Origin of the sequence: Streptomyces sp. NBC_01006, from assembly GCF_045162725.1 — a bacterium.
In the GTDB taxonomy this organism is placed as follows: Bacteria; Actinomycetota; Actinomycetes; order Streptomycetales; family Streptomycetaceae; genus Streptomyces.
In genome coordinates this window covers 6,401,005-6,425,884 of the sequence record NZ_CP108700.1, presented here as the reverse complement: position 1 = coordinate 6,425,884, position 24,880 = coordinate 6,401,005, and the positions used below count along the sequence as shown (strand labels likewise).

The following is a 24,880-nucleotide window of genomic DNA, read 5'->3' as shown; positions in this document are numbered from 1 at the left end:
GAAGATCCGGACGCGGAGAGACACGGCATGGACGAGGCGCAGGCCAGGGACGTACTGACGGCGGCGGGCCTGACGGGACCGGCCGGGCCGCCCGCGCTGCTGGCGCTGGGCGAGAACGCGGTGTTCGCGGCCGGCGACCTGGTGGTGAAGGTCGGCCGGGAGGCGGCGCTGCTGGAGCGGGCCGAGCGGGAGCTCGCGGTGGCGGGCTGGCTCGAACAGGCCGGAGTCCCGGCCGTCCGCGCCGCCGAGCCGAATGCGCGGCTGGTGACGGGGCACCCGGTGACGGTGTGGCACCGCCTCCCGGACCCGGTCCGCCCGGCAGGACCCGAGGACCTGGCGGCGCTGCTGCGGCAGATCCACGCCCTCCCGGCGGCGCCGTTCGCGCTGCCCGCGCGGGACCTGCTGGGCGGGGTCGAGCGCTGGCTCCGGCTGGCCGGCGAGGCCGTCGATCCGGCCGACGCCGCGTACCTGCGGGCCCGGCGCGACGCCTACGCCGACGAGGTGGCCGCGCTGACCCCGCATCTGCCGCCGGGCCCGATCCACGGCGACGCCCTGCCCCGCAACGTCCACGTGGGCCCGGACGGGCCGGTCCTGGTGGACCTGGAGACCGTCTCGGCCGATCTGCGCGAGCACGACCTGGTGGTGATGGCCCTCTCCCGCGACCGGTACGGCCTGCCGGCGCAGGCGTACGAGGCCTTCGTGACGGCGTACGGCTGGGACGTACGCGACTGGGAGGGCTGCGCGGTACTGCGCGGCGCCCGCGAAACGGCCAGCTGCGCCTGGGTGGCCCAACACGCCCCGACCAACCCGAAGGCCCTGACCGAATTCCGCCGCCGCGTCACCTCCCTGCGCACCGCCGACCCGGAAACCCGCTGGCACGCCTTCTAGGGGGTGTCTTACGGAGCAGGCCGGGCTCGCGGCGTCCGGCACCGCGCCTCGCCGTCCCGTATCAAAGAACGCATATGAGACTGCACACCACGATCCACACCGCCCGTCTGGGCGCGACGGAGTTCAAGGTCATCCGCCCGGCCCGGCCCCCGGCCCACGCGGTGCTCTTCGACGACCCCTGGTACCTGAACGGCTGGTTCGACCAGGAAGCCGCGCACCTCACGGCGGGGTTGTGGGCCCTCGCGGCCACGTCACCCCGATCGCTGGTGCACCTGCCGATCCGGGCCAACGCGAAGGACGGGCCGGACGCGGCCACGGGCGCGCAGCGCCCGCTCGACCTGGTCCTGCTGCACCACTCCCTGCAGTTCGCCCCGTCCCGGTGGAAGGAGCTGCGCAGCCGACTGGGCCGCGGACGGCCGCGCACCGTGGACCTGCCCGACCCCGACGCGGAGCCCGAGGCGTCCGCCCGGCACCAACGGGAGAACCGGGACCGGTTCCACCAGGAAATCCACAGCGAGACGCTGTTCATGACCGGCAGCACCCGGACGTTCCGGGAGGCGGCCGCGGTGTTCGCCGGCCTCGCGCGCGAGGGTCCCGGCCAGGCGTTCAACCACGGGGGCAGGCACTACTGCAGGTCCGTGTACGGCGATCCCGCCAACCGTGACCTGCACATCGAGTACCGCGGGGAGTGGCCCTAGGGTCCCCCTCTTCTCGCCTCGGGGGGTTCGTCCTGCGCCTGGGGGTGCCTGCGGGACCGAAGGGGCGACACAAGGGGTCAATGGGGCGTTCCCTCCACCGTGAGTCACGAATGCGTAACCGAGAAGTGCGGCTTCGTCATATACCTGTGGCGCTATGCGGTCGTCCGCTTACGCTCCATCCATCGCGGCGGTGGTTCGAGCCGAACGGCTGGGGGGTCACGTGACGTTGTACGGACGGGCGGCGGTGCTCGATGCCGTCGTGCCTTCATTGGTGGGGCTCGAGTCCCGGGGCGCCGCCCGGCTGCGGATACCGGGCGGGAGTCCGCTGCTGATCGAGTGCTGCGGCGGGCGGCTCACCGGCAAGACCGCGCTTCTGAAGGAGTTATCGCACCGGTACGCGCAGCGCCTGCCGCAGGCGTACGCGGACCTCGGCGCGGCGGACTTCGGCCAGCCGGGGCTGGCCTCCTCGGCCGACGCCACCACGGCGAACGCCTCGCGCACCTCCGACCTGCTCTTCTACCTGATGGACCGGCTGAGCCGGAAGCCGAGCGAGTTCGGCTGGAAGCCGTCCTTTCCGCGGCTCACCCAAGGACTGCTCGCGGTCACGAGCTGGCAGTACGGGGCCGTCCAGCCGGCCGAGCTGGCGGCCGCCCGCCGCCTCCTCGCGGGGCTGCTCCGGGAGAGCCAGCCCGACCTCCAGGAGCGCAACCAGCGGGTGGCGGGCTGGATCGGACAGGCCACCGCGGCCGCCGCGGCGGGGATGGGTCCCGGGGTGGGCGAGCTGGTCGCGCCGCTCATCGACATCGTGACCACCGAACTGTTCGGCCCGCGTGCCAACAAGCACGGTCTGAGCTGGTGGACGGGGCGGCGGGTCGGCCCTCAGGGTGACGGGTACGCCCAGTTGACCGAGCTCGCCATGTGCTTCCGCGGCGACGAGGACGACCGCCGGGACGCGGAGCGGCACCTGGTGGCCGCCCTCCTGGAGGACATGGCGGACCAGTACACCTGGATGCGCCTGAAGAACCGTGTGCCGCGCCCGCTGCTGCTCCTGGACAACTGCCACACTCCGCTGGGCCGGACGGTCATGGACGCACTGACCGCCGTCTGGCACGAGGAGCCCGCGAGAACGCGCCCCGGCGTCGTCGTGACCGCCCTCGCACAGGAGCCGGCCGTGCCCGACCACGAGGGCGTCGCCCCGTCGACGAGGAGTGCGGCGGGCCCGTTCTGGCGCCAGGACCGGCCGCAGACGGCGGCCGGCTGGGTACTGAGGCTGCCGCTGGCGCAGCTCGACCTCGACGAGGTCAAGGAGATGCTCGGAGGCGGCCGGGCGAAGCCCGAAGCGGCCCACATGATCCACCGGCTCAGCTCCGGACGCGCCGGGATCGCCCACCCCCTGGTCCTTGCCGCCGAACGGCGGATCGCCTCCCCGGAGCCCTTCGAGCACGGCAGGCTGCTCGACCTGCCACTCGCCGACGAGCCGACGCTGCCCGTGTACGAACGGCTGCTCCGGCTCCTGACCCCGGGCGGGGAGGCCCGGGCGCGACTCGCCCACTACACCCCGGCCCTCGACGACGCGGCCGCCCACACGCTGAACACCGACTACGTGCCGCGCCGCCCTGACGGAAGCCTCGTGGAGGGGGCCGCCGTCGTGCCCGTCGCGGAGACCAGGAGCCTGTTGCGGCAGGGCGGTTGGAGCCACCGCCGCTGGCCGGGTACCGGTGGGCCCTTCGTCGGTGATCCCACCCTGCGCGCCCTGCTCGTGCACGACCTCCGCACCCGCAGCGGAGGGCCGCCCGGGGCCGTGGAGTGGACGGGCAGACACCGGCGGCTGCGCCTCCTGTACCCCACGGACGCCGCCGAGCCGCACGATGCCCGCCACCTGCACCACTCGCTCGCGATCGGCGAGATCGACCTCGTCGTCCGCGCCCTGCACCGCCGCCTGGCCGGGCAGGACGCGCCCGGCTGGCTCGCCGCCCTCAACCTGGTCTGTGCCGCGCCGCACCCACCGGGCGACCCGGCCGGGGACGACCTCCACACGGCTGCGGGCGACCCCGTGCGCCAGGCCGTGGAGCGCCTCGTACTCGACCTGTGGCTGCAGTCGCATCCGCTCGCACCCCCCGACCAGCAGAAGATCAACAGCGTCAGACTTCAGCTGCTCACCCTGGCCCAGAACAGCCCCGTCGGCCCCCAGGAGGTCTTCTACCGGGCGTTCGAGGAGTGGCCGAACCTCCTGAACCACTGGATCCAGGCACCCGACCTGCCCAACTACGGAGAGAGTCGCCCGTGACACTCTGGCCCGCCGGACCGCTGAACCGCGCCCTGCTGATCGTCGCCCTCGCAGTCGTCCTGGGAAGCGGCGGCTACCTCGCCTACGACCGGTGGCTCGCCGAGGACCCGGCCTGCGCCCCCGGCGTGGCGCAGCGCGGCGCCCGGCACGAGTGTGTCGGCGTCACCGACGGCAGCTATGTCTTCCACCCGTCGCTGAAACAGGTCACCGAACACATCAAGGCGGAGAACGACAGTGTCGCCGGCAAGTCCCCGGCCACCATCGCCCTGATGATCCCCATGGTCTCCGACGCCCCCGCCGAGCGGCGGGAGTACGTCGAGCAGGTCCAGGGCGCCTACCTGGCCCAGTACCGCGCGAACCACCAGGCCAACAACAAGCAGCCGCCCATCCGGCTGGTGCTCGCCAACCCCGGCCGGGGCTACAAGGAGTGGCGTACGGTCGCCGACCAGCTGGCGCGGGCCGCGGCCGACGAGAAGCAGAACCTGCGGGCCGTCGCCGGCATCAACATCAGCATCACCGAGACCGAGGAGGCCGTCCGCTATCTCACTCGGGAGAAGGGCATTCCGGTCGTCGCGGGTCCCATGACCGCGGACGACATCAAGAACACCGCGGCCGACCCGCACCGCTACCCGGGGCTCGCCCGGGTCGCCCCCGGCAACACCGACCAGGCCAACGCCCTCGCCTCGTACGGATCGGACATCAAGCCCGAAGAGACACTGGTCGTCGAGGACATCCGCGAGGGCGACAACTACCTGACCAGCCTGCGCCAGACCTTCGAGAAGCTCGCCAAGGGAGCGCCCAACGCCCCGGAGACCTTCCGGTCGCCGCCCGACTTCAACGACGAGGCCAACCTCGCCAACGACTTCCACCAGATGGTGCCGGACATCTGCGCCTCCGCCGCGAAGACCGTCTACTTCGCCGGCCGTCCGGTGCAGCTGCGCCAGTTCCTCGTCGAGCTGGGCAACCGGACCTGCAACAAGCACTACACCGTCATCAGCGGCTCGCACGCCTCCACCCTGACGGTCGACGAGAAGTTCGACGACCACTGGGACGCCCTCACCAAGGGCGCCGGAATCACCCTGCGCTACGCGGCCCTGGCCCACCCCGGTGCCTGGGGGGAGAGCAGCACGGCGGCGACCGGCGGCTCCAAGGCCGCGCTGAAGGAGCTGTCCGACCTGGTCCAGAAGTTCGCGACCAAGGAGCCGGACTCGATCGGCCCCGCCGACCTCTCCGACGGCCGCGTCATCATCACCTACGACGCGGTCTCCACCGCTGTCGCGGGCATCCGCAACGACGCGGTGGGCAGCGTGAAGATGCCCTCCCTCTCCGAGGTCGCCGACAGCTGGCTGCGGCTGCACGGCAACAACCGGGTCGAGGGGGCCAGTGGCTGGATCTGCCTGGACCAGTACGGCAATCCGTACGACAAGACCGTTTCCATGGTCCACCTCGACCCGGCCACCAAGACCGCCGTCTTCGACGGCATCGCGTGGCCCGCCGGCCGCGCCCCCGACGCCAACTGCTCCATCCCCAGCTGAAGCCGGTGGCGCGCCCGTCCGGTACGTCGGGCGCGTACGACCGGAAGGCCGTGGCCGGCCCCGGCCCTCAGGCCGTGGCCGGCAGCAGGCTGCGCAGCGGCCACGCCGTGTCGATCACCGCGTCCGGGGTGCCCTGGCGGCGGAGGTAGGACTGGAAGTCGCGGGCCCAGCGTTCGTGCCAGGCGCCCTGGCGGGCGTGGAGGGCGGCCGGGGTGAGCGCCGCCACCTGCGGGTGGCGGGCGGCTATCGCGCGGGCCACCTGCACCGCGGCCAGCGCGTCGGCGCCCGCGTCGTGCGCGGAGTCCAGGGTGACCCCGTACACCCCGCACACCGCCTCCAGCGTCCGCTTGCCGCGCCGGTAGCGGTCCACGGCCCGGTCGATGGTCAGCGGGTCCACCACCGGCCCGGTCTCCGTCCCGCCCAGCCGCTCGGCCAGCGAGGGCAGCCCGTGCCGGGCCAGCTCGGCCGTCAACAGCGTCAGGTCGAAGGCCGCGTTGTACGCGACGACCACCGCGCCCCCGCGCCAGTGCTCCACGAGAGCCCGCGCCACCCCGTCCGCGACCTCCCGCGCCGGGCGGCCCTCCGCCACGGCCCGCTCCGTGCTGATCCCGTGGATCGCCGAGGCGCCCTCGGGGATCGGTATCCCGGGGTCCGCGAGCCAGCCGCGCCGATCGCGCACCTCGCCCGCCCGTACCTCGACGACCGCAGCCGTCACGATCCGCGACTCCCCCGGCTCCGTGCCGGTCGTCTCCAGGTCGAATCCGATCAGCACACCGCCGTGCCAGTCCCCCATGCCGTGCCGGTCCTCCACCCCGTGTCCCTCCCCCGTGCTCCCCGTACGCCTTCGGTCAATGACTTTCAGCCTGCCACGGGGCACTGACAGTCAGGACACCGGGCGGGAGTCCTCCCAGATCGACTCGAATTCCTCGCGGTACGTCGGGAACAGCCCGTGCTCCGCGTCCCGCGCCGGGCCGCGGGTCCCGCCGCCCCGCAGGACCAGCACCGGAGCCTCCATGCCGCGCGCCCGGCGCAGGTACGACTGCACCACCGCGATGCCCGAGGTCTCCCCCTCCACCAGGTACGCGGTGAAGCGGGGCGTCTCGTCGAAGACGTGGATCTCGAACCGCGAGGGATCCCGCAGCCCCGCCCGCACCCGGCGCACGTGCAGGATGTTCATTTCCACCGAGCGGCTCAGCTCGCCCTTGCGCAGGCCCAGCTCCCGCTCGCGCCGCTTCACGGCGCTGCTGGCGGGGTTCAGGAACAGCAGCCGGACCCGGCAGCCGGCCTCCGTCAGGCGCACGAGTCTTCGGCCCGAGAAGTTCTGCACCAGCAGGTTGAGCCCTATGCCGATGGCGTCGAGCCGCCGGGCGCCCCCGAACAGGTCCTCCGCCGGGAGCTGGCGCTGCAGCCGCACCCGGTCCGGGTGGACCGAGATGACGTCCGCGTACCGGTCGCCCACCAGGTCCTCGACCGCGTCGATCGGCAGCCGGTCCGCCGCCGGGGAGCCCGCGCCGCCGCCCAGCACCTCCAGGAGCCGCGCCGAGGCCCGCTCCGCCTGCTCCAGCACCGCCCGCGACAGGGCCCGGTTGCGGGAGACCACGTTCCGGGTGACCTCCAGCTCGTCGAGCGCCAGCTCGATCTCCCGCCGGTCGTCGAAGTACGGCTCGAAGCACGGCCAGTGCTGGACAATGAGCTCCCGCAGCTGCGGGAGCGTCAGGAAGCTCAGCACGTTGTCGTCGGCCGGGTCCAGGAGGTAGCCCTTGCGCCGGCTGACCTCGCGGACCGCGACGGCCCGCTGCACCCACTCCTGCCCGGCGGGCCCGGCGGCCGCGACCACCCAGTCGTCCCCGCCGTGCACGGGCTCGTAGATCGGCCGCAGCACCGCGCCGACGACGGCGCGCAGCCGCTGTTCGATCAGGTTCAGCCAGATGTAGGCCCGCCCGGCCCGCTGCGCGCGGGTGCGGACCTCGCTCCACGCGTCCGCGCCCCAGTCCAGCTCGGCGCCGGCCCGCACGCCCCCGGCCGCCGTCGGGGCCAGCGACACCGCCCCGGCCGGCACCCCCGTGGGCGCCCCGCCCGACACCCCGCCGGACACCCCACCCGACACCCCGCCGGGCGCACCACCGGGTGCACCTCCTGGGGCGTCCGCCGGGCCGCCCTCGTGACCGTTGTCACCAGGGGGCAGCTCCAGACCTCCCGAGCTCACCCGTGCACCGCCTTCTGCGTCTGGACGCCCGTCTCCAGTGATCACGGAAGGGTACTCCGAGCTCGGCTCCCGATGCAGCCCGATGCGGTCCGACGGACCGTACACGGGTGCTCCGTTGACCCATTATCGGATGCACGCATAGTCCGCTGACCCGCATATCAGCTCTCCGGGTCACCCGGTAGGAGCATCCCAAGTCCCCGCGTGCGGGCCCACTTTCGGGGAAGATCTGGCAGAGACGCGGTCCACGCCGGATCGGCACCGAGACGGCACCGAGACATCAGCCCGCCAGTCGGGGGAACGAGGGGAAGAACCGTATCCATGCAGGTCTGGCCGGGACAGGCGTATCCGCTCGGTGCCACGTACGACGGCGCCGGCACCAATTTCGCGGTCTACTCCGAGGCCGCCCGACGCATCGAGCTGTGCCTGCTCCACGAGGACGGCTCGGAGACGGCGGTCGAACTGCGCGAGACCGACGCCTTCGTACGCCACGCCTACCTGCCCGGGGTGATGCCCGGGCAGCGCTACGGCTTCCGCGTGCACGGCCCGTACGAGCCCGAGCGCGGGCAGCGCTGCAACGCGGCCAAGCTGCTGCTGGACCCGTACGCGCGGGCCATCGCCGGGAGCGTCGACTGGGGCGAGGAGGTGTACGGCTACCACTTCGGCCGGCCCGATTCGCGCAACGACCTCGACTCGGCCCCGCACACGATGAGTTCGGTCGTGGTGAATCCGTACTTCGACTGGGCCAACGACCGCCCGCCGCGCCACGAGTACCACCACACCGTGCTGTACGAGGCCCACGTCAAGGGTCTGACCATGCGTCATCCCGACCTGCCCGAGGAGCTGCGCGGTACGTACGGGGCCCTCGCCCATCCGGCGGTCATCGGGCACCTCACCAAGCTGGGGGTGACGGCGCTGGAGCTGATGCCCGTACATCAGTACGTCAACGACCACCGGCTGGTCGACGACGGGCTCAGCAACTACTGGGGCTACAACACGATCGGCTTCTTCGCGCCGCACAACGGCTACGCCTCCGGTGACCGCGGCCAGCAGGTGCTGGAGTTCAAGTCGGCGGTACGGGCCCTGCACGAGGCGGGGATCGAGGTCATCCTCGACGTGGTCTACAACCACACCGCCGAGGGCAACCACCTGGGCCCGACCCTGTCGTTCCGCGGGCTCGACAACTCCTCGTACTACCGGCTCGCGGACGATCCCCGGCACTACATGGACACCACGGGGACGGGGAACTCGCTGCTGATGCGCTCCCCGCACGTGCTCCAGCTGATCATGGACTCGCTGCGCTACTGGGTCACCGAGATGCACGTGGACGGCTTCCGCTTCGACCTCGCCGCCACCCTCGCCCGGCAGTTCCACGAGGTGGACCGGCTGTCCTCGTTCTTCGACCTGGTCCAGCAGGATCCGGTGGTGAGCCAGGTGAAGCTGATCGCGGAGCCCTGGGACCTGGGCGAGGGCGGCTACCAGGTGGGCAACTTCCCGCCGCTGTGGACCGAGTGGAACGGCAAGTACCGGGACACCGTACGGGACTTGTGGCGCGGGCAGCCGCGCACGCTCGCGGAGTTCGCGGGACGGCTGACCGGTTCCTCGGATCTCTACCAGGACGACGGACGCCGCCCGCTGGCCTCCATCAACTTCACCACCTGCCACGACGGTTTCACGTTGCACGACCTTGTCTCGTACGACGAGAAGCACAACGAGGCGAACCGCGAGGGCAATCGGGACGGGGAGACCCACAACCGGTCCTGGAACTGCGGGGTGGAGGGGCCGACGGAGGAACCGGAGGTCCTGGAGCTGCGCGAGCGCCAGATGCGCAACTTCACGGCCACGCTGATGCTTTCGCAGGGCGTGCCGATGCTCAGCCACGGCGACGAGTTCGCCCGCTCGCAGGGCGGCAACAACAACGCGTACTGCCAGGACAACGAGCTGTCCTGGGTGAACTGGCCGGAGCCGGGCAAACCGGCCCCCGCCCTGCTGGAGTTCACCCGGCGGATGGTGTGGCTGCGGCGCGACCACCCGGTCTTCCGGCGGCGCCGGTTCTTCCACGGCCGGCCGGTGGAGGGGACCAACGACGATCTCTCCGACATCGCCTGGTTCACCCCGCACGGGGAGCCGATGCGGGCCCGCGACTGGCAGGCGCAGCACGCGCGCTCGCTGACGGTGTTCCTCAACGGGGAGGCGATCTCCGAGCCCGGCTCGCGCGGGGAGCGGATCACCGACGACTCGTTCCTCCTGATGTTCAACGCGGGCGCCGATCCGCAGGAGTTCACCATCCCGGCCGGGCACGGCGCGCAGTGGCGGCTCGTCGTGGACACGGCACGGCCGGACGTACTGCCACCCGGCACCGGACCGCAGTTCGCGGCCGGGGACCGGGTGGCGCTGACGGGGCGGTGTCTGGTGGTGCTTCAGCGCCCGGCGTAGGAGGAGCCGCCGGACGCGGCGGCCCCCGGCGTGCCCGTCACCTCCGGGGAGGCGGTCTGCTGCGCCGGGATGAAGACCTTCGGCGCGGCGGGGTGCGCCCTGGCGGCCGGCACCCGGGTCTTCAGGGCGAGGAGCAGGGACAGTGCGGCCGCCCCGACGGCGACCGCGAAGGCCCCGGCGGGCCCGTACCACTCGGCGAGCCGCCCGGAGGCGGCGAGCGCGGCGGCCTGCCCGGCCACGAGCGAGCTGGCGGCGAAGGCCGTCGCCTCGGCGAGCCGGGCCGTCTCCACGACCCGTTCGGTGAGCGCGAAGGCGGTGATCAGGTGCGGGGCGTACGCGGCCCCGAGCACCGTGACGACCGCGTACAGCGGCCACAGGGTGTGGGTGAAGAGCAGCGGTACGGAGAGCACCAGCGCGGCGGCGGTGGCCGCCCGCCAGCGCACCCGCAGCCCGATGCGGGCGGGCAGCGCGCCGAGCGCGAGGCCCACGGCGGCGCTGACCACACCCATCGCGGCGTACACGATGCCCGCCTGGCCGGGGACGCCCAGACGAGCGGTAAGGGCGGCGATTCCGGCCTGGCAGGCGCCGAACATGGCGCCCTGGAGGAGCAGGGAGCCCCGTACGGCGTAGACGACGCGCGGGTGGCGGGCGGGGCGCGGGGCGGCGCCGGTACCGGCGCCGGGGCCCGCCTTCGGGCCCGCCCCGGCCGTGACGGCGGCGGTCGGGTGCAGGGCGAAGGCGGTGGCGAAGACGGCGACGAGGGCGGCGGCCCCGCCGAGGGCGATCGCGGGGTGCGCGACGAGCGCGGCGAGTCCGACGAGGGCCGGCCCCAAGACGAAGGAGACCTCGTCCAGGGTGCCTTCGAGCGAGTGGACGGCGGCCACCACGCCCTCGTCGGCCTCGGCACGGTGGGCGAGGGCCACGGAGCGGGTCCGGGCGAGCGGCCCGATCAGCGGTACGGAGGCCCCGGTGACGGCGCCGATCGCGGCGAGCGGGGCGGTCGCGAGGCCGCCGAGCGCCCCGGCGACCAGCGCCGCGGTGGCGACCGCGTTGACCGCGGCGGCGGCCAGCACCACGGGCCGCTGTCCGTACCGGTCGGCGAGCCGGCCCAGGACGGGCCCGAAGACCACCTGTCCGGCGGAGAGGGTGCCGCCGACGATGCCGGCGGTGGCGAGCGATCCGCTGGTCTCGGCGACCAGCAGCACACTCCCGAACTGGGACATCGCGACGGGCAGTCGCGCGAGGAAGGAGAGGAGCGGGAGGAGGGGCCCGGTCAGGGCGATGACTCTTCGATAGGTGTTGACGGTTCCGGCCACTTGATCAACGCTAACCCGATGCAGTCACCCGGATGCATTGGGTAATGGCACGGAATCCGGGAAGGTGGGTACGTACGTTCTCATGAGCCAGCCGTATGAGCGCATCCAAACGGAATCTGATGTTCTGACAGCCGTCACTCCGGCGTCATCCACGGCCCCGACTCCGGCCCCGCCCCCGACTTCGACCTACCGGCTCCAGCTCCGGCCGGAGTTCCCGTTCGCGGCGGCCGCGGCGGTCGTACCGTACCTGGCCTCGCTCGGGGTCTCCCACCTGCACCTCTCGCCGGTTCTGGAGGCGGTCCCCGGTTCGGCGCACGGGTACGACGTCACCGACCACACCCGGGTACGGGCCGAGCTCGGCGGGGAGCCGGGGCTGCGTGCCCTGGCCGCGGCCGCCCGGGGGCACGGGCTCGGTCTGGTGCTGGACATCGTCCCGAACCACATGGCGGTGCCGGCTCCCCTCCGGCTGAACGGGCCCCTGTGGGAGGTGCTGCGGGAGGGGCCGGGGTCCCCGTACGCGCGCTGGTTCGACATCGACTGGGAGGCGGGCGGCGGCCAGGTGCTGCTGCCGGTGCTCCCCGGGCCGCCCGAGCCGGACGCGTTCACGGTCGACCGGGACGGCGCGGTGCTGCGCCACGGGGAGCTGGAGTTCCCGCTGCGCGAGGGGACGGAGGGGCTGGCGCTGCCGGAGCTGCTGGCCGCGCAGTGGTACCGGCCGGCCTGGTGGCGCGCGGCCCGCACCGAGCTCAACTACCGCCGGTTCTTCACCATTTCGGAGCTGATCGGGGTCCGGGTGGAGGACCCGGAGGTGTTCGCGGCGACGCACGCGAAGGTGCTGGAGCTGGTGCGGGACGGGGTGGCCGAGGGACTGCGGATCGACCACGTGGACGGGCTGGCGGACCCGGAAGGGTACCTGCGGCGGCTGCGGACGGCCGTGGGCGGGGGCTGCTGGGTGGTGGTGGAGAAGATCCTGGCCCGCCACGAACGGCTGCCGCCCGGCTGGCCGGTGGCGGGGACCACCGGGTACGACGCCCTGCACCGGGTGGACGGGGTGTTCACCGACCCGGCCGGGGCCGCAGAACTGGGCCGCCGGTACGCCGAGTTCACCGGGGGCGCGGACTGGGAGCAGACGGCCCGGGCGTGCGCGCGGGAGGTGCTGACCGGCGACCTGGCGGCCGAGCTGGCGGCGCTGGAGCGGGCCGCCGGAGCAGAACTGGCCGCAGGTGTACGGGAGTTGCTGATCGCCTATCCGGTCTACCGGCCCTACCCCGGCGAGCCGGAGCTCGACCCGCAGGCCCTGGCGGAGGCCGCCGCGCCGGCCGGCCCCGGAGCGGTGGCCGGCGTACGGGACCTCGTACTGGGCGATCCGGAGTTCGCGGCGCGCTTCGCCCAGACCTCGGCGGCGCTGCGGGCCAAGTCGCTGGAGGACCGGGCCTTCTACCGGCACGCCCCGCTGCTGTCGGCCACGGAGGTCGGCGGGGATCCGGGCCAACCGGCGCTCCCCCCCGAGGAGTTCCACGCGTACTGCGCCGAGCTCGACCGGGACTGGCCCCGCTCCGGGACGGTGCTGTCCACGCACGACACCAAGCGCAGCGCGGACGTCCGGGCCCGGATCTCCGCGCTCTCCCAGGCCCCCGGGGCGATGGGCCGGCCCGTCGGGCCCGATCCCCAGCTGGCCTGGGTGGCCCGGCAGACGGCGCTCGGCCTCGGGGAGGTCCCCGAGCGCGCCGAGCGCCTCGGACAGGCGCTCCTCAAGGCCGTCCGGGAGGCCGCCCTGCACACCAGCTGGACCGACCAGGACCCGGCGTACGAGGCCGCCGTCTCGGCCTGCGCACCGGACCCGGAGCTGCCCGCCGGGCTGGCCGCGGCGGCCCGGGCGAACCTGCTCGGCATGACGCTGCTGCACCTGGCGATGCCCGGGGTCCCGGAGGTCTACCAGGGCGCCGAGACGGAGTACCGGGCCCTCGTCGATCCGGACAACCGGCGCCCGGCCCGGTTCCCGCACGAGGCCCTGGCCCGGCTGGACGCGGGGGCGCTGCCGCAGGGGCAGGCGGAGGAGAAGCTCGCGCTGACGGCCGCCCTGCTGCGGCTGCGGCGCGGGCGGCCCGAGCTGTTCACCGGGTACACCCCGCTGCCGGCCCGGGGCCCGGCGGCGGAGCACTGCCTGGCCTTCGCCCGCCCGGCCGGGCTCGTCGCGGCGGCCACCCGGCTCTCGCACCGGCTGGCCGGGGCCGGTGGCTGGCGGGACACCGCCCTGGCCCTCCCGCCGGGGCGGTGGACGGCGCTGCTGGACGGGGCCTCGTACGAGGGCGAGGTGCGGCTCGCGGAGCTCCTCTCGGCGCGGCCGGTGGCCCTCCTGCTGCGCGAGGGCGGGCCGGGCCCGGGAGCGGAGGCGGGCCCGGCGCCGGGGGCGGAGGCGGGGGTGTAGCGGCAAGGCGTTGGCCAGGGGTTTCCGGGAAGTGTGGGGCGCGCGGAGCAGTAGGGGGCGTGCGCGGCGGGCATTGCATCAGACGTGACCCTCCTCCGTGACATGTGCTACCCCACACCATCCGAACTTGCGCTGGCCGCCCGCGCGCTGGCGGACGAGTACCCCGGCCCGGTCCGGCTCCGCCAGGCCGGCACCTCCCGGGGCGGCCTGCCCCTGTGGCTGCTCTCCGTCGAGCCGAGCGGCCGCCCGCGGGGCGCGGGCGTGCTCGTCGTCGCCGGGGCCCACGCCAACGAGCCCGTCGGCGGTGCCACCGCGCTCGCCCTCGCCCGGCGCGTCCTGCACGACCCGGCGCTCCGCGCCGGCCGCGGCTGGCACTTCCTGCTCTGCGCCGATCCCGACGGGGCGGCCCTGCACCGCACGCCCCGCCCCCACTCGCTGCTCGACTACCACCGGAACTTCTTTCGGCCCCCCGGTCCGGAGCAGCCCGAGTGGGCGCCGTCTTTACTGCCTCCGGACCGGCTGCCGCCCGAGACCCTGGCCCTGACCGCCCTCATCGACGAGCTGCGGCCCGTGCTCCAGGTCTCCCTGCACGGCACCGACCTCGGCGGCTCCTGGGTGCAGCTCACGCGGGACATACCCGGCCTTGCGGAACCGTTCGCCAAATCGGCCGCCGAGCTGCGGATCCCGGTGGAGACCGGGGCCTCGGACGCGGCCGGCTGGCCCTCCCCCGGGCCCGGGATCTTCGTGATGCCGCAGCCCGGGGCCGACCCGGGCGGGGCGTTCCACCCGGAGGACACCCGGCTCAGCACCTGGTACCACGCCCACCGGTACGCCGGCACCACGGCCATCGTCGAAGTCCCCATGTGGGCCTCGGACCTGGTGGACGACCCCGCCCCGCACCCGGATCCGCGCGGCGCCCTGCGGATCCTGGCGGGGCGGCTCGCCGCGGACGCCGCGCTGGTGGCCCGGGTACGGGACCGGGTGCCGGAGCCCGCCGCGGCCGCCCCTGCCGCCGACGCCGACGCGCTGCTGCGCGCCGTGGACTGGACGCTCGCGCTGATCCCCCGGATCACCGTGGAGTGGACGGGCGCCGGAGCCCCCGCCGAGGCCACGGCGGCCTCGATCGGCAGCATCGACGCCTTCGGGCGGCGGCTGTCGCTGCGCGCCGCCGCGATGCTGCTGCGGGTGCTCCGGGCCCAGGGCCACCCGGCGGCCCCGGGGCTGGACCGGCTCGTCACCGGCTGGTGCGAGGAGTTCGCCGCCCGGTTCCGGGCGCGCCGGATCCCGGTGGCCACCCAGGTCGAGCACCAGACCCGTACGGTCCTGGCGGCGTACGAGCGGCTCGTGACGGAGGGGCTGGACGACCCGGACGGGCCGGAGGGGATGGACGGACCGGGCGGAGCCGGCAGGCTGGACGAACCCGACGGGACGGTCAGTGCGTAGCTGCGGCCGCCGGCTTCCCGGGCGGCGGCACGGACAGGGAGTAGCGGCGCTTGGGCGCGCCGGCGGCGCCGAGCCGGTCGTAGAAGCGGATCGCGCCCTCGTTCCAGTCCGGGGTCTGCCACTGGACCTGGTCGAGGCCGAGCTCGCGGGCGAGGTCCGCCACCCCGTCCATCAGGGCTGCGCCGAGGCCGTGGCCGCGGGCCTCCTCGGCGAGGTAGAGGCAGTCCATGTGGAGGTAGTGCCGGGCGTCCCAGAACGCGAACTCGGCCGAGCAGGCGGCGTATCCGGCCACCGATCCGTCCGGGGCCTCGGCCAGCAGCACCCACAGCCGGGCGCCGTCGGCGAACAGCTGCGGACCGAGCCGGCCGGCGAGGTCCGGGGACCGGGGCGCGGACTTCTCGTAGGCGACGTGCTCGTGGACGAGCTCGACGAGGCGGGGCAGGTCCTCGGGGCGCGCGGCGCGCACGACGGGCCGGTGTTCCTGGGGGTCTTCGGCTTCCATGACCACCATCATCAGGCCCGATGCGCTCCCCGCGACGGGCGGGTCAGCTGGACGAGAGCCGGAAGTTCATCCGGCCGAAGCCGATCTGGTCCCCGTCCCGGACCACCACCGAGCCCGTCACCCGGCGGCCGTTGACCGTGGTGCCGTTGGAGGAGCCGAGGTCCGTGAGCACCCACACCCCGTCGCGCATCCCGAGCTCGGCGTGGACCCGGGAGACCGTCTCGTCGGTGAGCCGCAGCCCGTTCCCGGGGTCGCGGCCGATCCGCAGGGACCGGGCGCTCGGGTGCGGCAGCAGCAGCTTCGGCAGCCGCTCGGCGGTCCAGGCCCGCCGGACCCCGACGGTCACGGCCGAGGCGCGGCCCACCCAGGCGAAGACGCGCCGGGTCCAGGGGCCTTCGCCGCCCGCGCGGCTGCCGAGGTCGGCGGTGAGGACCGCGAGGTCCTCCGAGCGGCGGGCGACGAGGGCGAGTTCCATACGGCGCAGGAACGTGTCGTGGGACAGCTTCCCGAGGGCCGCACCCTCGCGGAGCTGCTCCAGCGCCCGGTCGCGCTCCGCGTCGGACAGGCGCGGTACCGGGAAGGCGGGGAACTCGAAACTCGACGTCACAGGGTGATTGTCGGCCCGTCAGGGCCGGAGTGTCCAGAACTCCTCCGGCCGTCCGCGCGATGATGGACCCGGCACACGTTCCGGGTACCGCCGCAGACGAGGGGAACCGTCCGTGCAGTTCGAGGTGTGGGCACCGCTGACAGACCGGGTCGCGCTGCGGCTCCGCGAGGCGACGTACGAAATGGCACGCGATCCGGACCGTTCCGGCTGGTGGACCGCCGAGGCCCCGGCCGCCGACGGGGACCGGTACGGGTTCCTGCTGGGCGTGGCGCCCGGGGAGGAGCACGTACGGCCCGACCCGCGCGGGCGGCGGCTGCCGGACGGGCCCGACGGCCTCTCGGCGGTGGTGGATTTCGAGCCGCTCGCCCCGCAGGCGCCGGCGCCCGGCACGCGGCTCCAGGAGGCGGTCCTGTACGAGCTGCACATCGGCACCTTCACCCCCGAGGGCACCTTCGACGCGGCCGCCGCCCGCCTCGGGCACCTCACCGCGCTCGGGGTCACGCACGTGGAGCTGATGCCGGTCTGCCCCTTCCCCGGCCGGCACGGCTGGGGGTACGACGGGGTCGCGCCGTGGGCAGTGCACGAGCCGTACGGCGGCCCGGCCGGGCTGGCCCGGTTCGTGGACGCGGCGCACGCGGCCGGGCTCGGGGTGGTGCTGGACGTGGTCCACAACCACCTGGGCCCCTCCGGCAACCACCTCCCCGCCTTCGGCCCGTACTTCACGGACACCCACCACACCCCGTGGGGCGCGGCGGTCAACCTGGACGCGGCCGGCTCCGACGAGGTGCGCGCGTACCTGCTGGGCAGCGCCCTGGCCTGGCTGCGGGACTACCGGATCGACGGGCTGCGGCTGGACGCCGTGCACGCGCTCGCGGACGGGCGGGCGCTGACCTTCCTGGAGGAGCTGTCCGCGGCGGTCGACGAGCTCGCCGCCGAGTCCGGCCGCCCGCTGTTCCTGATCGCCGAGTCCGACCGGTGCGATCCGCGCACCACGACCCCGCGCGGGGCCGGGGGGCTGGGCCTGCACGCGCAGTGGAACGACGACTTCCACCACGCCCTGCACTGTGCGCTGACCGGCGAGTCCCAGGCGTACTACGCCGATTTCGCCCAGGCGCCGCTCGCCGCCCTGGCCAAGACCATGACCCGGGCGTTCTTCCACGACGGGACCTGGTCCTCGTTCCGGGGCCGCAGCCACGGCCGCCCGGTGGACCGGCGCCGGACCGCCGCGCACCGCTTCCTCGGCTACACGCAGACCCACGACCAGATCGGCAACCGGGCGCTCGGCGACCGGCTCGCGGCCTCGCTCTCCCCCGGGCTGCTGGCCTGCGGTGCGGCGCTGGCGCTGACCGGGCCGTTCGTGCCGATGCTCTTCATGGGCGAGGAGTGGGCCGCGGGCACGCCGTGGCAGTACTTCACCGACCACGGTGACCCGGAGCTCGCCGAGGCCGTACGCAGCGGCCGGCGCCGGGAGTTCGCGGCGCACGGCTGGAAGGCCGAGGAGATCCCGGACCCGCAGGACCCGGCCACCCGGGACCGCTCCTGCCTGGACTGGGCGGAGCCGGAGCGCGCCCCGCACGACCGCCTGCTGGCCTGGTACCGGACCCTGATCACGCTCCGGCGCACCCACCCGGACCTGCGCGATCCGGACCTGGCGGCGGTGCGCGTGGCGTACGACGAGGAGCGCCGCTGGATGACCTTCCGGCGGGGCGACGTACGGGTGGCGGTCAACCTGTCCCCCGACCCGGTGACGATCGCCCTGGGCCGCAACGGGGTCCGCGTCCTGGCGGCCTGGGACCCGGTGGAACACCCGGGCCCGGACGGCCGCGTGCACGTCCCGCCGGAGTCGGCGGTGCTGCTGGGACCGTAGCCTTCCCCTCCATGGAACAGGTACGGGAAGAACAGAACGGACCGGGGCCGGCGGCCGCGTACGACCGCATAGGGATCGGCTACAAGCAGGTACGGCGGCCCGATCCCCGGCTGGGCGCGCTGATCCGGCAGGCGCTGGGCGGCGCGCGCACCGTCGTCAACGTCGGTGCCGGGGCGGGCTCGTACGAGCCGGAGGACGCCGAGGTCACCGCCGTCGACCCGTCCCAGGTGATGCTCGACCAGCATCCCGGTCCGCGCAAGGTGAAGGCGGGGGCGGAGGAACTGCCGTTCACGGACGGCGCGTTCGACGCCGCCATGGCGGTGCTGACCGTGCACCACTGGCCCGATCTGCACCGCGGGCTCGGCGAGCTGCGCCGGGTCTCGCGCCGCCAGGCCGTCTTCACCTGGGATCCGGAGCACCGGCCCGAGCTGTGGGTGGTGGAGGAATACCTGCCGGAGATCCGGGAGTTGGACGCGTCCCGGTTCACGCCCCTGGCCGAGGTGGTCGAGGCGATGGACGCGCACACCGTGCTGCCGTTCCCGATCCCGCACGATTTCACGGACGGTTTGCAGACCGCCTACTGGCGCCGACCGGAGGCCTATCTCGACCCGGTCGTGCGGGCGGCCAGCTCGACCTTCGCGACGCTCCCGGCCTCCGTCGTGGAGCCGGCGATGGAGCGGCTGCGCGCCGATCTGGCCTCCGGGGCCTGGGAGCGGCGCCACGCCCACCTGCTCGGGCAGGAGAGCGTGGACTACGGCTACCGCCTGGTCGTCGCCGGGGAGGCGTGAGGGATCAGGCTCACTGCACGACGGCCAGCTCGCGCGGGGCGTTGTTGAGGCTGCGGCCGCCGTCCTCGGTGACCGTCACGATGTCCTCGATGCGCACTCCGAAGCGGCCGGGCAGGTAGATGCCCGGTTCCACGGAGAAGCACATCCCGGGAACCAGCGGCTGCTCCTCGCCCTCGACCATGTACGGGGGTTCGTGGGTGGTCACGCCGATGCCGTGGCCCGTGCGGTGGATGAACCGGTCGCCGTAGCCGAACTCGGTGATCACCGCGCGGGCCGCCCGGTCCACGTCCTGGCAGGCGATGCCCGGGCGGACGACCGCGGAGGCGGCCTGCTGGGCCTCGCGGACGATGTCGTGGACGCGCTGCTCCTCGGCGCTCGGCTCGCCGACGTGGACGGTGCGGGAGATGTCGGAGCCGTAGCCGTGCTTGAGCCCGCCGAAGTCCAGGACCACCATGTCGCCGTGCGCGATGGTCCGCTCGCCCGCCTCGTGGTGCGGGTTCGCCCCGTTGGGCCCGGAGCCGACGACCGTGAAGTCCACCTGGGAGTGGCCGTGTTCGCGCAGCAGCGCGGCCAGCTCGGCCGCGATCTCGGTCTCCCGCCGGCCGGCGAAGGGGACCCCCAGGATCTGCGCGTACGCGGCGTCGGCGGCCGCGCCGGCCGCCGCGAGCCGCTCCAGCTCCCGCTGGTCCTTGACCGCGCGGAGCATCGGCAGGACGTCGGTGAGCGCGGCGTACGAGGTGGTCGGCAACTCCCGCTGGAGGCCCAGCAGATGCAGCGCCCAGGTGTTGTCACTGACCCCGAACCGGCCGCCGACGTCGAGGAGCGGCGCGGTGACGCCGTACGGGTTCTTCCCGTCGGCCCAGTCGCGCAGGGTCAGCGCGGGCGCCCCGGGGGCCTTGGCGGCGTCGGGGGCCTCCAGGGCGGGCACGACGAGTACGGGGTCCTGCCCGGCGGCGAGCACGAGCAGGGTCAGCCGCTCGGTGTCGACGGGCCGGTAGCCGGTGAGGTGGGCGAGATCGGGCCCGGGGGCGATGAGCAGGCCGGCCAGTCCGGCATCGGCGGCGCTCTGGGCAGCGGCGGCCATCCGGGCGGCGTAGTCGGCGTGCGTGAACGGATCGGGTTCGAGGCCGGCGTCGAGGTCGGGGTCGCGTTCGAAGTCCATGGGGCGATCCTCCCGCCGCCCCGGGCCGCGCGCGAGTGGTTACCCGGACGCGGTGAGGCGGGCGGGGCGGGCGGTGAGCGGGGCGGGGGGCGGTGAGCGGGGCGGGGGGCGGTGAGCGGGGCGGGGGGCGGTGAGCGGGGCGGGGCGGGCGGGCCTTCGGCGTGGCCGGGGGGTGGCGGGGCGCGGGCTCCCTATCGTGGGAGGGTGAGCATCCCCAGTGGCCGGTCCGCGGGCCGCAGCAGGCCACAGCGCGTACGCCGGACCGACTCCGCCGGGGCCGTCTACGGCTCCCTCCTCGCCACCTCCGTGGTGGCCACCGCCGGCACGGCCGGCGAGTACCCACGGGTTCAGCTCGTGGTTCTCCTGATCGTGACGGGTCTGGTGTTCTGGGCCACGCACGTATACGCCGAGCTGGCAGGGGAGCGGCTGGTGGGCGAGCCCTGGAGCCGGCGGGAGATCCGCCGCGTCGCCGTCCACGAATGGCCCATCGTCGAGGCCGCCGCCCTGCCCGCCGCCGCCGTCGCCGTCAGTGGCCTCCTCGGGCTGGACTACGTGGGGACGGCGTGGCTCGCCATGGGCGTGGCAGTGGCCCAGCAGGTCGCCTGGGCGTGCCTCGGTGCCGCCCGCGCCGGTGCCACCCGCGGCCAGCTGGCCACCGAGGGGGTCGTCAACCTCGTCCTCGGACTGGTCCTCGTGGCCACCAAGGCCGCGCTGAAGCACTGATCCGGCTCCGGGAGGCCGCCTCCGGGGCCCCGTCCCGGTGCGACGCGGCCAGCGGGCCGGCCGGCTCCGCACACGCCGCGGCCGGATAACGCGTGGCGGGATGACCCTCCTGATCAGCTATGCTGTGCATGCACATCGAACGGGCGGTCCACCGCCCTTCGTGGTGGGTGTAGCTCAGTTGGTAGAGCACCTGGTTGTGGTCCAGGTGGCCGCGGGTTCAAGTCCCGTCACTCACCCTGACCCCCTGGGGGTACGAGGTCTCCTCGTACCCCCAGGGGTTTTTTGCGTCCGCCTCCCGTTACCCCCGGAGGAACGCCTCCACCGCCGCGACGAAGCCGACCGGGGTCTCGTGCGGCGGGTAGTGCCCGGCGCCGGGCAGGGGGTGGACGCGGCAGTTGGGGTACGAGACCTGCCAGGTGGCCCGCATCACATCGGGGGTGAGGGCGAGGTCGTGCTCCCCCACGAGGACCAGCACCGGGACGGTGCTGCCCTTCACGGCGGCGGACAGGTCCAGCGGCTGCCAGCTCGCGAGGTAGGCGGCGAAGGCCTCCGGCCGGGAGACGTCGAGGGAGTGCGCGATCATCCGGTCCAGCCAGTGGCGGCTCGCGCGGTGGCCGGTGACGAGGTCGAGGATGGTCCGCCGGTTCCCGGCACTGTCGGCGGCGCCGTGGAAGAGGGCGTGGGTCGCGTCGTCCATCTCGTACGGGGCGGCGGGGACCGGGTTGATCCCGATCAGCTTCTCGATCCGCTCGGGGGCCCGGACCAGGACCTGCTGCATCGCCTTGCCGCCCATGGAATGGCCCATGAGGGAGAAGGTGTCCCAGCCGATCTCGTCGGCGAGCGCGAGGACGTCGTCGGCGATCTCGGGGAGGGTGTAGCGGCCGGTGACGTCCCTGCGGTCGCCGTAGCCGCGGTAGTCGAGGAAGACGTACGAGAACCCTTCGGGGTCGAAGTAGTCCAGTACGGAGCCCCAGTTGGCGGAGGTACCGAACCAGTCGTGCAGCACGATGACGCGGACGGGGCCGGTGCCGATCCTGCGGTGGGCGATGGCCATGCGTTCTCCCTCGGTGGCGGGGGCTGAGCCGGACGCCGTACGTTCTGCCCATCGGATCTACGATCACACCGTGAAGCCGACATCCCGCGCGGTGCGCGCCGTCGTCAGCACCGGCCCGACGGCCGGACAGCCGTTCCCCCACCACCCTGCGGAGTACGAGATCCGCGACCCGGGCGACATCCGGGAGCTGCTCGCCGCGTGGCCGCAGGACACCGGCTCCGGTGGACCCTTCGAGTGCATGTGCCTCGGCCACGACGGCCGCGTGACGCTGTACGAGGCGGGCGGGCAGTCCGTACGGACCGTGGACCTGTCCCGTGCGGAGCCCCTGGCGCACCTCCTCGACCCCGCCGCCACGGAGGGGATTGCGGCCCGGCACCGCTCCCGTTGGGCGCAGGCCGCGCCCGCGCGACTGCGCGCGTACGCCGGCGCCGTGGCGCGGGGAGAGGAACCGGACCGCCCCGGGGTACCGCTCGCCCTGGTCTTCTCCTGGCTCGGCGCGCACAGGCCGCAGGAGGCGGACGCCGCCTCGGTCCTGGCCGTCGAAGCGCCGGTGCGGCTGCTCGCCGACGCACCTACGGCGGAACTGGCCTGGGCGGTACGGGAAACCGACCGCGGCGGCCTGGACGGGGCCGTGCGGTTCTTCGCGAGGGACGAGTTCACCACCCGCCACCCCAAGCGCCGCCGCGTCCCGGACACCGCCCGCGACCTCCTGCTCCGGCACGCGCGCAGCCACCGCCCCGCGGACCTCCCGGTCCTGGAGCGGCGGCTGCTGCGCGCACCGGACGACCGCGTCAGACGGTCTTGATCGCCGGGTCGGAGAGGCCCGGGGCCCCCGTTTCGACGTGGCCCGCGAAGCGGCGGAGGAAGGTGGTGTCCGCGCTGGAGGTGACCTTCACGTCGTACCAGCGGCCGGTCGCGGACAGGTCCGCCGTGTACGTGGCCGTGCCGCCCGCCGTGACCCGGAGGGTCTGGGTCGCACCGCCGTAGGCGTTGGTCACCGTGAGGTCGACCGCCGCCGCGGCGGAGTTGGCCAGCGTCAGCTTCAGGTTGCCGGTGGCGGCGTCGTGGCGGGCCGTGACCTCCGGACCGGTCTTCTTCGCCGGGCCCTTCCAGGTGCGCAGGAACCCGTTCGGGCCCCAGACCGTCAGGTTGATCTGGTTGCCGGTGGAGCTGCTGGTGCTCCAGGTGTCCGAGAGGGTCTTGCCCGCCTCCACCGTGTAAGGCCAGGGGCCGTCCGTCCGGTTGCCCGAGGTGCTGTGGAAGTGCGCGCCGAGGGTCGGGCCGGAGGAGAAGGTCAGCGTGAACTGGCCGGTGGAGGTGGTGGCCCTGCCGTCCGCGTACGGGACGTAGCCCAGCGCGCGCGTCGGCTTGCCGCCCGCCTCCTGCTTGGGCAGGGTGCCCGTCGCCGGCGGGACCGGGTGGTAGGACGGGTGGGCGTTGTGGTCCGGCGGGACGTAGCCCGCCGTGGAGGGCAGGGCCGCCGGCGACGCGTCGGCCTTCGTGAAGTCGAACGCCGAGGTCAGGTCACCGCACACCGCGCGGCGCCACGGCGAGATGTTGGGCTCCTGCACGCCGAAGCGCTTCTCCATGAACCGGATCACCGAGGTGTGGTCGAAGGTCTCGGAGCAGACGTAGCCGCCCTTGCTCCACGGGGAGACCACGATCATCGGGACGCGCGGGCCGAGGCCGTACGGGCCGGCCGCGTAGCCGGCGCTCCCGGCGTACAGGTCGCGGGTGACGTCGGCCGTGGACAGGCCCCACGCGGCGGAGGCCGGCGGGTACGGCGGGACGACGTGGTCGAAGAAGCCGTCGTTCTCGTCGTAGGTGATGAAGAACGCCGTCTTCGCCCACACCGCCGGGTTGGCGGTCAGCGCGTCCAGGACCTGCGAGATGTACCAGGCACCGAAGTTGACCGGCCAGTTCGGGTGCTCGCTGAAGGCCTCGGGCGCGGCTATCCAGGAGACCTGGGGCAGCGTGCCGTTCACGACGTCGGCGCGCAGCTTGTCGAAGTAGCCCTCGCCCGCCTTGGCGTTGGTGCCCGTACGGGCCTTCTCGTACAGGGGGCTGCCCGGCGCGGCGCCCCGGTAGCTGTTGAAGTACAGCAGCGAGTTGTCGCCGTAGTTGCCGCGGAAGGAGTCGCTGATCCAGCCCCAGCCGCCGGCGGCGTTCAGGCCGTCGCCGATGTCCTGGTAGATCTTCCAGGAGACCCCGGCGGCCTCCAGGCGCTCCGGGTAGGTCTTCCAGCCGTAGCCGGCCTCCTGGTTGCCGAGGACCGGGCCGCCGCCGCTGCCGTCGTTGCCCGTGTGGCCCGTCCACATGTAGTAGCGGTTCGGGTCGGTCGCGCCGATGAAGGAGCAGTGGTAGGCGTCGCAGACCGTGAAGGCGTCGGCGAGCGCGTAGTGGAACGGGATGTCGTTCCGCGTCATGTACGCCATGGTCGTGGCCGTCTTGGCCGGGACCCACTTGTCGTACTTGCCGTTGTTGTACGCGGCGTGGCCGCCGGCCCAGTCGTGGTTGAGGCCCTCGACGAACTTCATGCCCAGGTCGTTGACCTGCGGGTTGAAGGGAAGGATGTCCTTCGTCCCGTTGGACTGGTAGAAGACGGACTTGCCGTTGTCCTGGAGGACGGGACGCGGGTCGCCGAAGCCCCGTACGCCCTTCATCGAGCCGAAGTACTGGTCGAAGGACCGGTTCTCCTGCATGAGGACCACGATGTGCTCGATGTCCTGGATGGTGCCGGTGGTGCCCTGGGCCGGAATGGCCGCCGCGCGCGCGATGCTCTCGTTCAGCATCGCGGCAGCGGCGGTTCCGCCCGCGATCTGCAGGAACCTGCGGCGATTGAGTTCAGCCATGGGATTGACGACCTCTGCGGGTGAGGGGGATGTCGAGGGGCGCCCCAAGGAGAGCGGTCCCGGGGTACCGGACGGAGATCAGTTCGTGACA

At 73.8% G+C, this 24,880-nt stretch carries 19 protein-coding genes and 1 tRNA gene; 12 read left to right on the top strand and 8 right to left on the bottom strand.

What is annotated here, in order from left to right:
* The first annotated feature begins 27 nt into the window (after window positions 1-27).
* The 4 genes from OG509_RS29180 to OG509_RS29165 all read left to right on the top strand — a co-directional run bounded on the left by OG509_RS29180 (window position 28) and on the right by OG509_RS29165 (window position 5,408).
* Window positions 28-888 (top strand): phosphotransferase enzyme family protein, encoded by an 861-nt coding sequence (locus tag OG509_RS29180; protein ID WP_406185536.1) that lies wholly within the window; start codon window positions 28-30, stop codon window positions 886-888.
* A 74-nt stretch (window positions 889-962) separates the two neighbouring features.
* Entirely contained in the window at window positions 963-1,586 is a 624-nt protein-coding gene (locus OG509_RS29175; RefSeq protein ID WP_406185535.1) for a hypothetical protein, read from the top strand.
* A gap of 271 nt (window positions 1,587-1,857) precedes the next feature.
* Window positions 1,858-3,873 (top strand): hypothetical protein, encoded by a 2,016-nt coding sequence (locus tag OG509_RS29170; protein WP_406185534.1) that lies wholly within the window; start codon window positions 1,858-1,860, stop codon window positions 3,871-3,873.
* On the top strand, window positions 3,870-5,408 hold the full coding sequence (locus OG509_RS29165; protein ID WP_406185533.1) for a hypothetical protein: 1,539 nt from the start codon (window positions 3,870-3,872) through the stop codon (window positions 5,406-5,408). Before OG509_RS29170 ends, OG509_RS29165 begins: the two co-directional genes overlap by 4 nt.
* Before the next feature lie 67 nt (window positions 5,409-5,475).
* Here OG509_RS29165 and OG509_RS29160 read toward each other — a convergent pair whose 3' ends face one another.
* On the bottom strand, window positions 5,476-6,201 hold the full coding sequence (locus OG509_RS29160; protein ID WP_406185531.1) for a 3'-5' exonuclease: 726 nt from the start codon (window positions 6,199-6,201) through the stop codon (window positions 5,476-5,478).
* Window positions 6,202-6,291: 90 nt separating this feature from the next.
* Complete coding sequence (locus tag OG509_RS29155) at window positions 6,292-7,614, bottom strand: SAV2148 family HEPN domain-containing protein (RefSeq protein WP_406185530.1); 1,323 nt, start codon at window positions 7,612-7,614, stop codon at window positions 6,292-6,294.
* Between the two features lie 318 nt (window positions 7,615-7,932).
* Here OG509_RS29155 and glgX point away from each other — a divergent pair, with 318 nt between their 5' ends.
* Window positions 7,933-10,047 (top strand): glycogen debranching protein GlgX, encoded by a 2,115-nt coding sequence (glgX, locus tag OG509_RS29150; RefSeq protein WP_406185528.1) that lies wholly within the window; start codon window positions 7,933-7,935, stop codon window positions 10,045-10,047.
* On the opposite strand, the gene OG509_RS29145 is transcribed toward glgX, so the two are convergent.
* Window positions 10,032-11,363 carry an MFS transporter gene (locus OG509_RS29145; RefSeq protein WP_406185527.1) on the bottom strand — a complete coding sequence of 444 codons (1,332 nt, stop codon included), beginning with the start codon at window positions 11,361-11,363 and terminating at the stop codon, window positions 10,032-10,034. The genes glgX and OG509_RS29145 overlap by 16 nt on opposite strands.
* Before the next feature lie 82 nt (window positions 11,364-11,445).
* Between OG509_RS29145 and treY the strand changes: the two genes are divergently transcribed.
* Together treY and OG509_RS29135 are read left to right on the top strand one after the other, a co-directional pair.
* Entirely contained in the window at window positions 11,446-13,791 is a 2,346-nt protein-coding gene (gene treY, locus OG509_RS29140) for a malto-oligosyltrehalose synthase (protein ID WP_406185526.1), read from the top strand.
* 84 nt (window positions 13,792-13,875) lie between these two features.
* A complete protein-coding gene (locus OG509_RS29135) occupies window positions 13,876-15,234 on the top strand; it encodes a M14 family zinc carboxypeptidase (RefSeq protein WP_406185524.1) in 1,359 nt (452 codons plus the stop codon).
* Here the strand turns inward: OG509_RS29135 and OG509_RS29130 are convergent.
* Both OG509_RS29130 and OG509_RS29125 read right to left on the bottom strand, forming a co-directional pair.
* On the bottom strand, window positions 15,224-15,736 hold the full coding sequence (locus OG509_RS29130) for a GNAT family N-acetyltransferase (RefSeq protein WP_406185522.1): 513 nt from the start codon (window positions 15,734-15,736) through the stop codon (window positions 15,224-15,226). The two genes, OG509_RS29135 and OG509_RS29130, sit on opposite strands and share 11 nt — an antisense overlap.
* Before the next feature lie 43 nt (window positions 15,737-15,779).
* The gene (locus OG509_RS29125; RefSeq protein ID WP_406185521.1) at window positions 15,780-16,343 is read right to left on the bottom strand and encodes a DUF1707 and FHA domain-containing protein; all 564 of its coding nucleotides are present in this window, start codon (window positions 16,341-16,343) and stop codon (window positions 15,780-15,782) included.
* Window positions 16,344-16,455: 112 nt separating this feature from the next.
* On the opposite strand from OG509_RS29125, the gene treZ reads away from it, so the two are divergent.
* Together treZ and OG509_RS29115 are read left to right on the top strand one after the other, a co-directional pair.
* On the top strand, window positions 16,456-18,210 hold the full coding sequence (gene treZ, locus OG509_RS29120; protein WP_406185519.1) for a malto-oligosyltrehalose trehalohydrolase: 1,755 nt from the start codon (window positions 16,456-16,458) through the stop codon (window positions 18,208-18,210).
* Between the two features lie 11 nt (window positions 18,211-18,221).
* On the top strand, window positions 18,222-18,998 hold the full coding sequence (locus tag OG509_RS29115) for a class I SAM-dependent methyltransferase (protein ID WP_406185518.1): 777 nt from the start codon (window positions 18,222-18,224) through the stop codon (window positions 18,996-18,998).
* Window positions 18,999-19,008: 10 nt separating this feature from the next.
* Here OG509_RS29115 and OG509_RS29110 read toward each other — a convergent pair whose 3' ends face one another.
* Window positions 19,009-20,160 (bottom strand): aminopeptidase P family protein, encoded by a 1,152-nt coding sequence (locus tag OG509_RS29110; RefSeq protein WP_406185517.1) that lies wholly within the window; start codon window positions 20,158-20,160, stop codon window positions 19,009-19,011.
* Between the two features lie 204 nt (window positions 20,161-20,364).
* On the opposite strand from OG509_RS29110, the gene OG509_RS29105 reads away from it, so the two are divergent.
* The gene (locus OG509_RS29105; protein ID WP_406185516.1) at window positions 20,365-20,883 is read left to right on the top strand and encodes a hypothetical protein; all 519 of its coding nucleotides are present in this window, start codon (window positions 20,365-20,367) and stop codon (window positions 20,881-20,883) included.
* Between the two features lie 163 nt (window positions 20,884-21,046).
* Window positions 21,047-21,119, top strand: a tRNA-His gene (locus OG509_RS29100).
* 62 nt (window positions 21,120-21,181) lie between these two features.
* Here OG509_RS29100 and OG509_RS29095 read toward each other — a convergent pair.
* Complete coding sequence (locus tag OG509_RS29095; protein ID WP_406185515.1) at window positions 21,182-21,937, bottom strand: alpha/beta fold hydrolase; 756 nt, start codon at window positions 21,935-21,937, stop codon at window positions 21,182-21,184.
* Between the two features lie 70 nt (window positions 21,938-22,007).
* On the opposite strand from OG509_RS29095, the gene OG509_RS29090 reads away from it, so the two are divergent.
* Complete coding sequence (locus OG509_RS29090; RefSeq protein WP_406185514.1) at window positions 22,008-22,742, top strand: hypothetical protein; 735 nt, start codon at window positions 22,008-22,010, stop codon at window positions 22,740-22,742.
* Here the strand turns inward: OG509_RS29090 and OG509_RS29085 are convergent.
* Window positions 22,729-24,789 (bottom strand): phosphocholine-specific phospholipase C, encoded by a 2,061-nt coding sequence (locus tag OG509_RS29085; protein WP_406185512.1) that lies wholly within the window; start codon window positions 24,787-24,789, stop codon window positions 22,729-22,731. The genes OG509_RS29090 and OG509_RS29085 overlap by 14 nt on opposite strands.
* Between the last annotated feature and the right edge of the window lie 91 nt (window positions 24,790-24,880).

What these genes read in the sequence shown, in the direction of transcription:
- OG509_RS29180 (WP_406185536.1), top strand. Translation starts at nt 28, where the DNA reads ATGGACGAGGCGCAGGCCAGGGACGTACTGACGGCGGCGGGCCTGACG.
- OG509_RS29175 (WP_406185535.1), top strand. Translation starts at nt 963, where the DNA reads ATGAGACTGCACACCACGATCCACACCGCCCGTCTGGGCGCGACGGAG.
- OG509_RS29160 (WP_406185531.1), bottom strand. Translation starts at nt 6,201, where the DNA reads ATGGGGGACTGGCACGGCGGTGTGCTGATCGGATTCGACCTGGAGACG.
- glgX (WP_406185528.1), top strand. Translation starts at nt 7,933, where the DNA reads ATGCAGGTCTGGCCGGGACAGGCGTATCCGCTCGGTGCCACGTACGAC.
- treY (WP_406185526.1), top strand. Translation starts at nt 11,446, where the DNA reads ATGAGCCAGCCGTATGAGCGCATCCAAACGGAATCTGATGTTCTGACA.
- OG509_RS29130 (WP_406185522.1), bottom strand. Translation starts at nt 15,736, where the DNA reads ATGGAAGCCGAAGACCCCCAGGAACACCGGCCCGTCGTGCGCGCCGCG.
- OG509_RS29115 (WP_406185518.1), top strand. Translation starts at nt 18,222, where the DNA reads ATGGAACAGGTACGGGAAGAACAGAACGGACCGGGGCCGGCGGCCGCG.
- OG509_RS29110 (WP_406185517.1), bottom strand. Translation starts at nt 20,160, where the DNA reads ATGGACTTCGAACGCGACCCCGACCTCGACGCCGGCCTCGAACCCGAT.
- OG509_RS29095 (WP_406185515.1), bottom strand. Translation starts at nt 21,937, where the DNA reads ATGGCCATCGCCCACCGCAGGATCGGCACCGGCCCCGTCCGCGTCATC.
- OG509_RS29085 (WP_406185512.1), bottom strand. Translation starts at nt 24,789, where the DNA reads ATGGCTGAACTCAATCGCCGCAGGTTCCTGCAGATCGCGGGCGGAACC.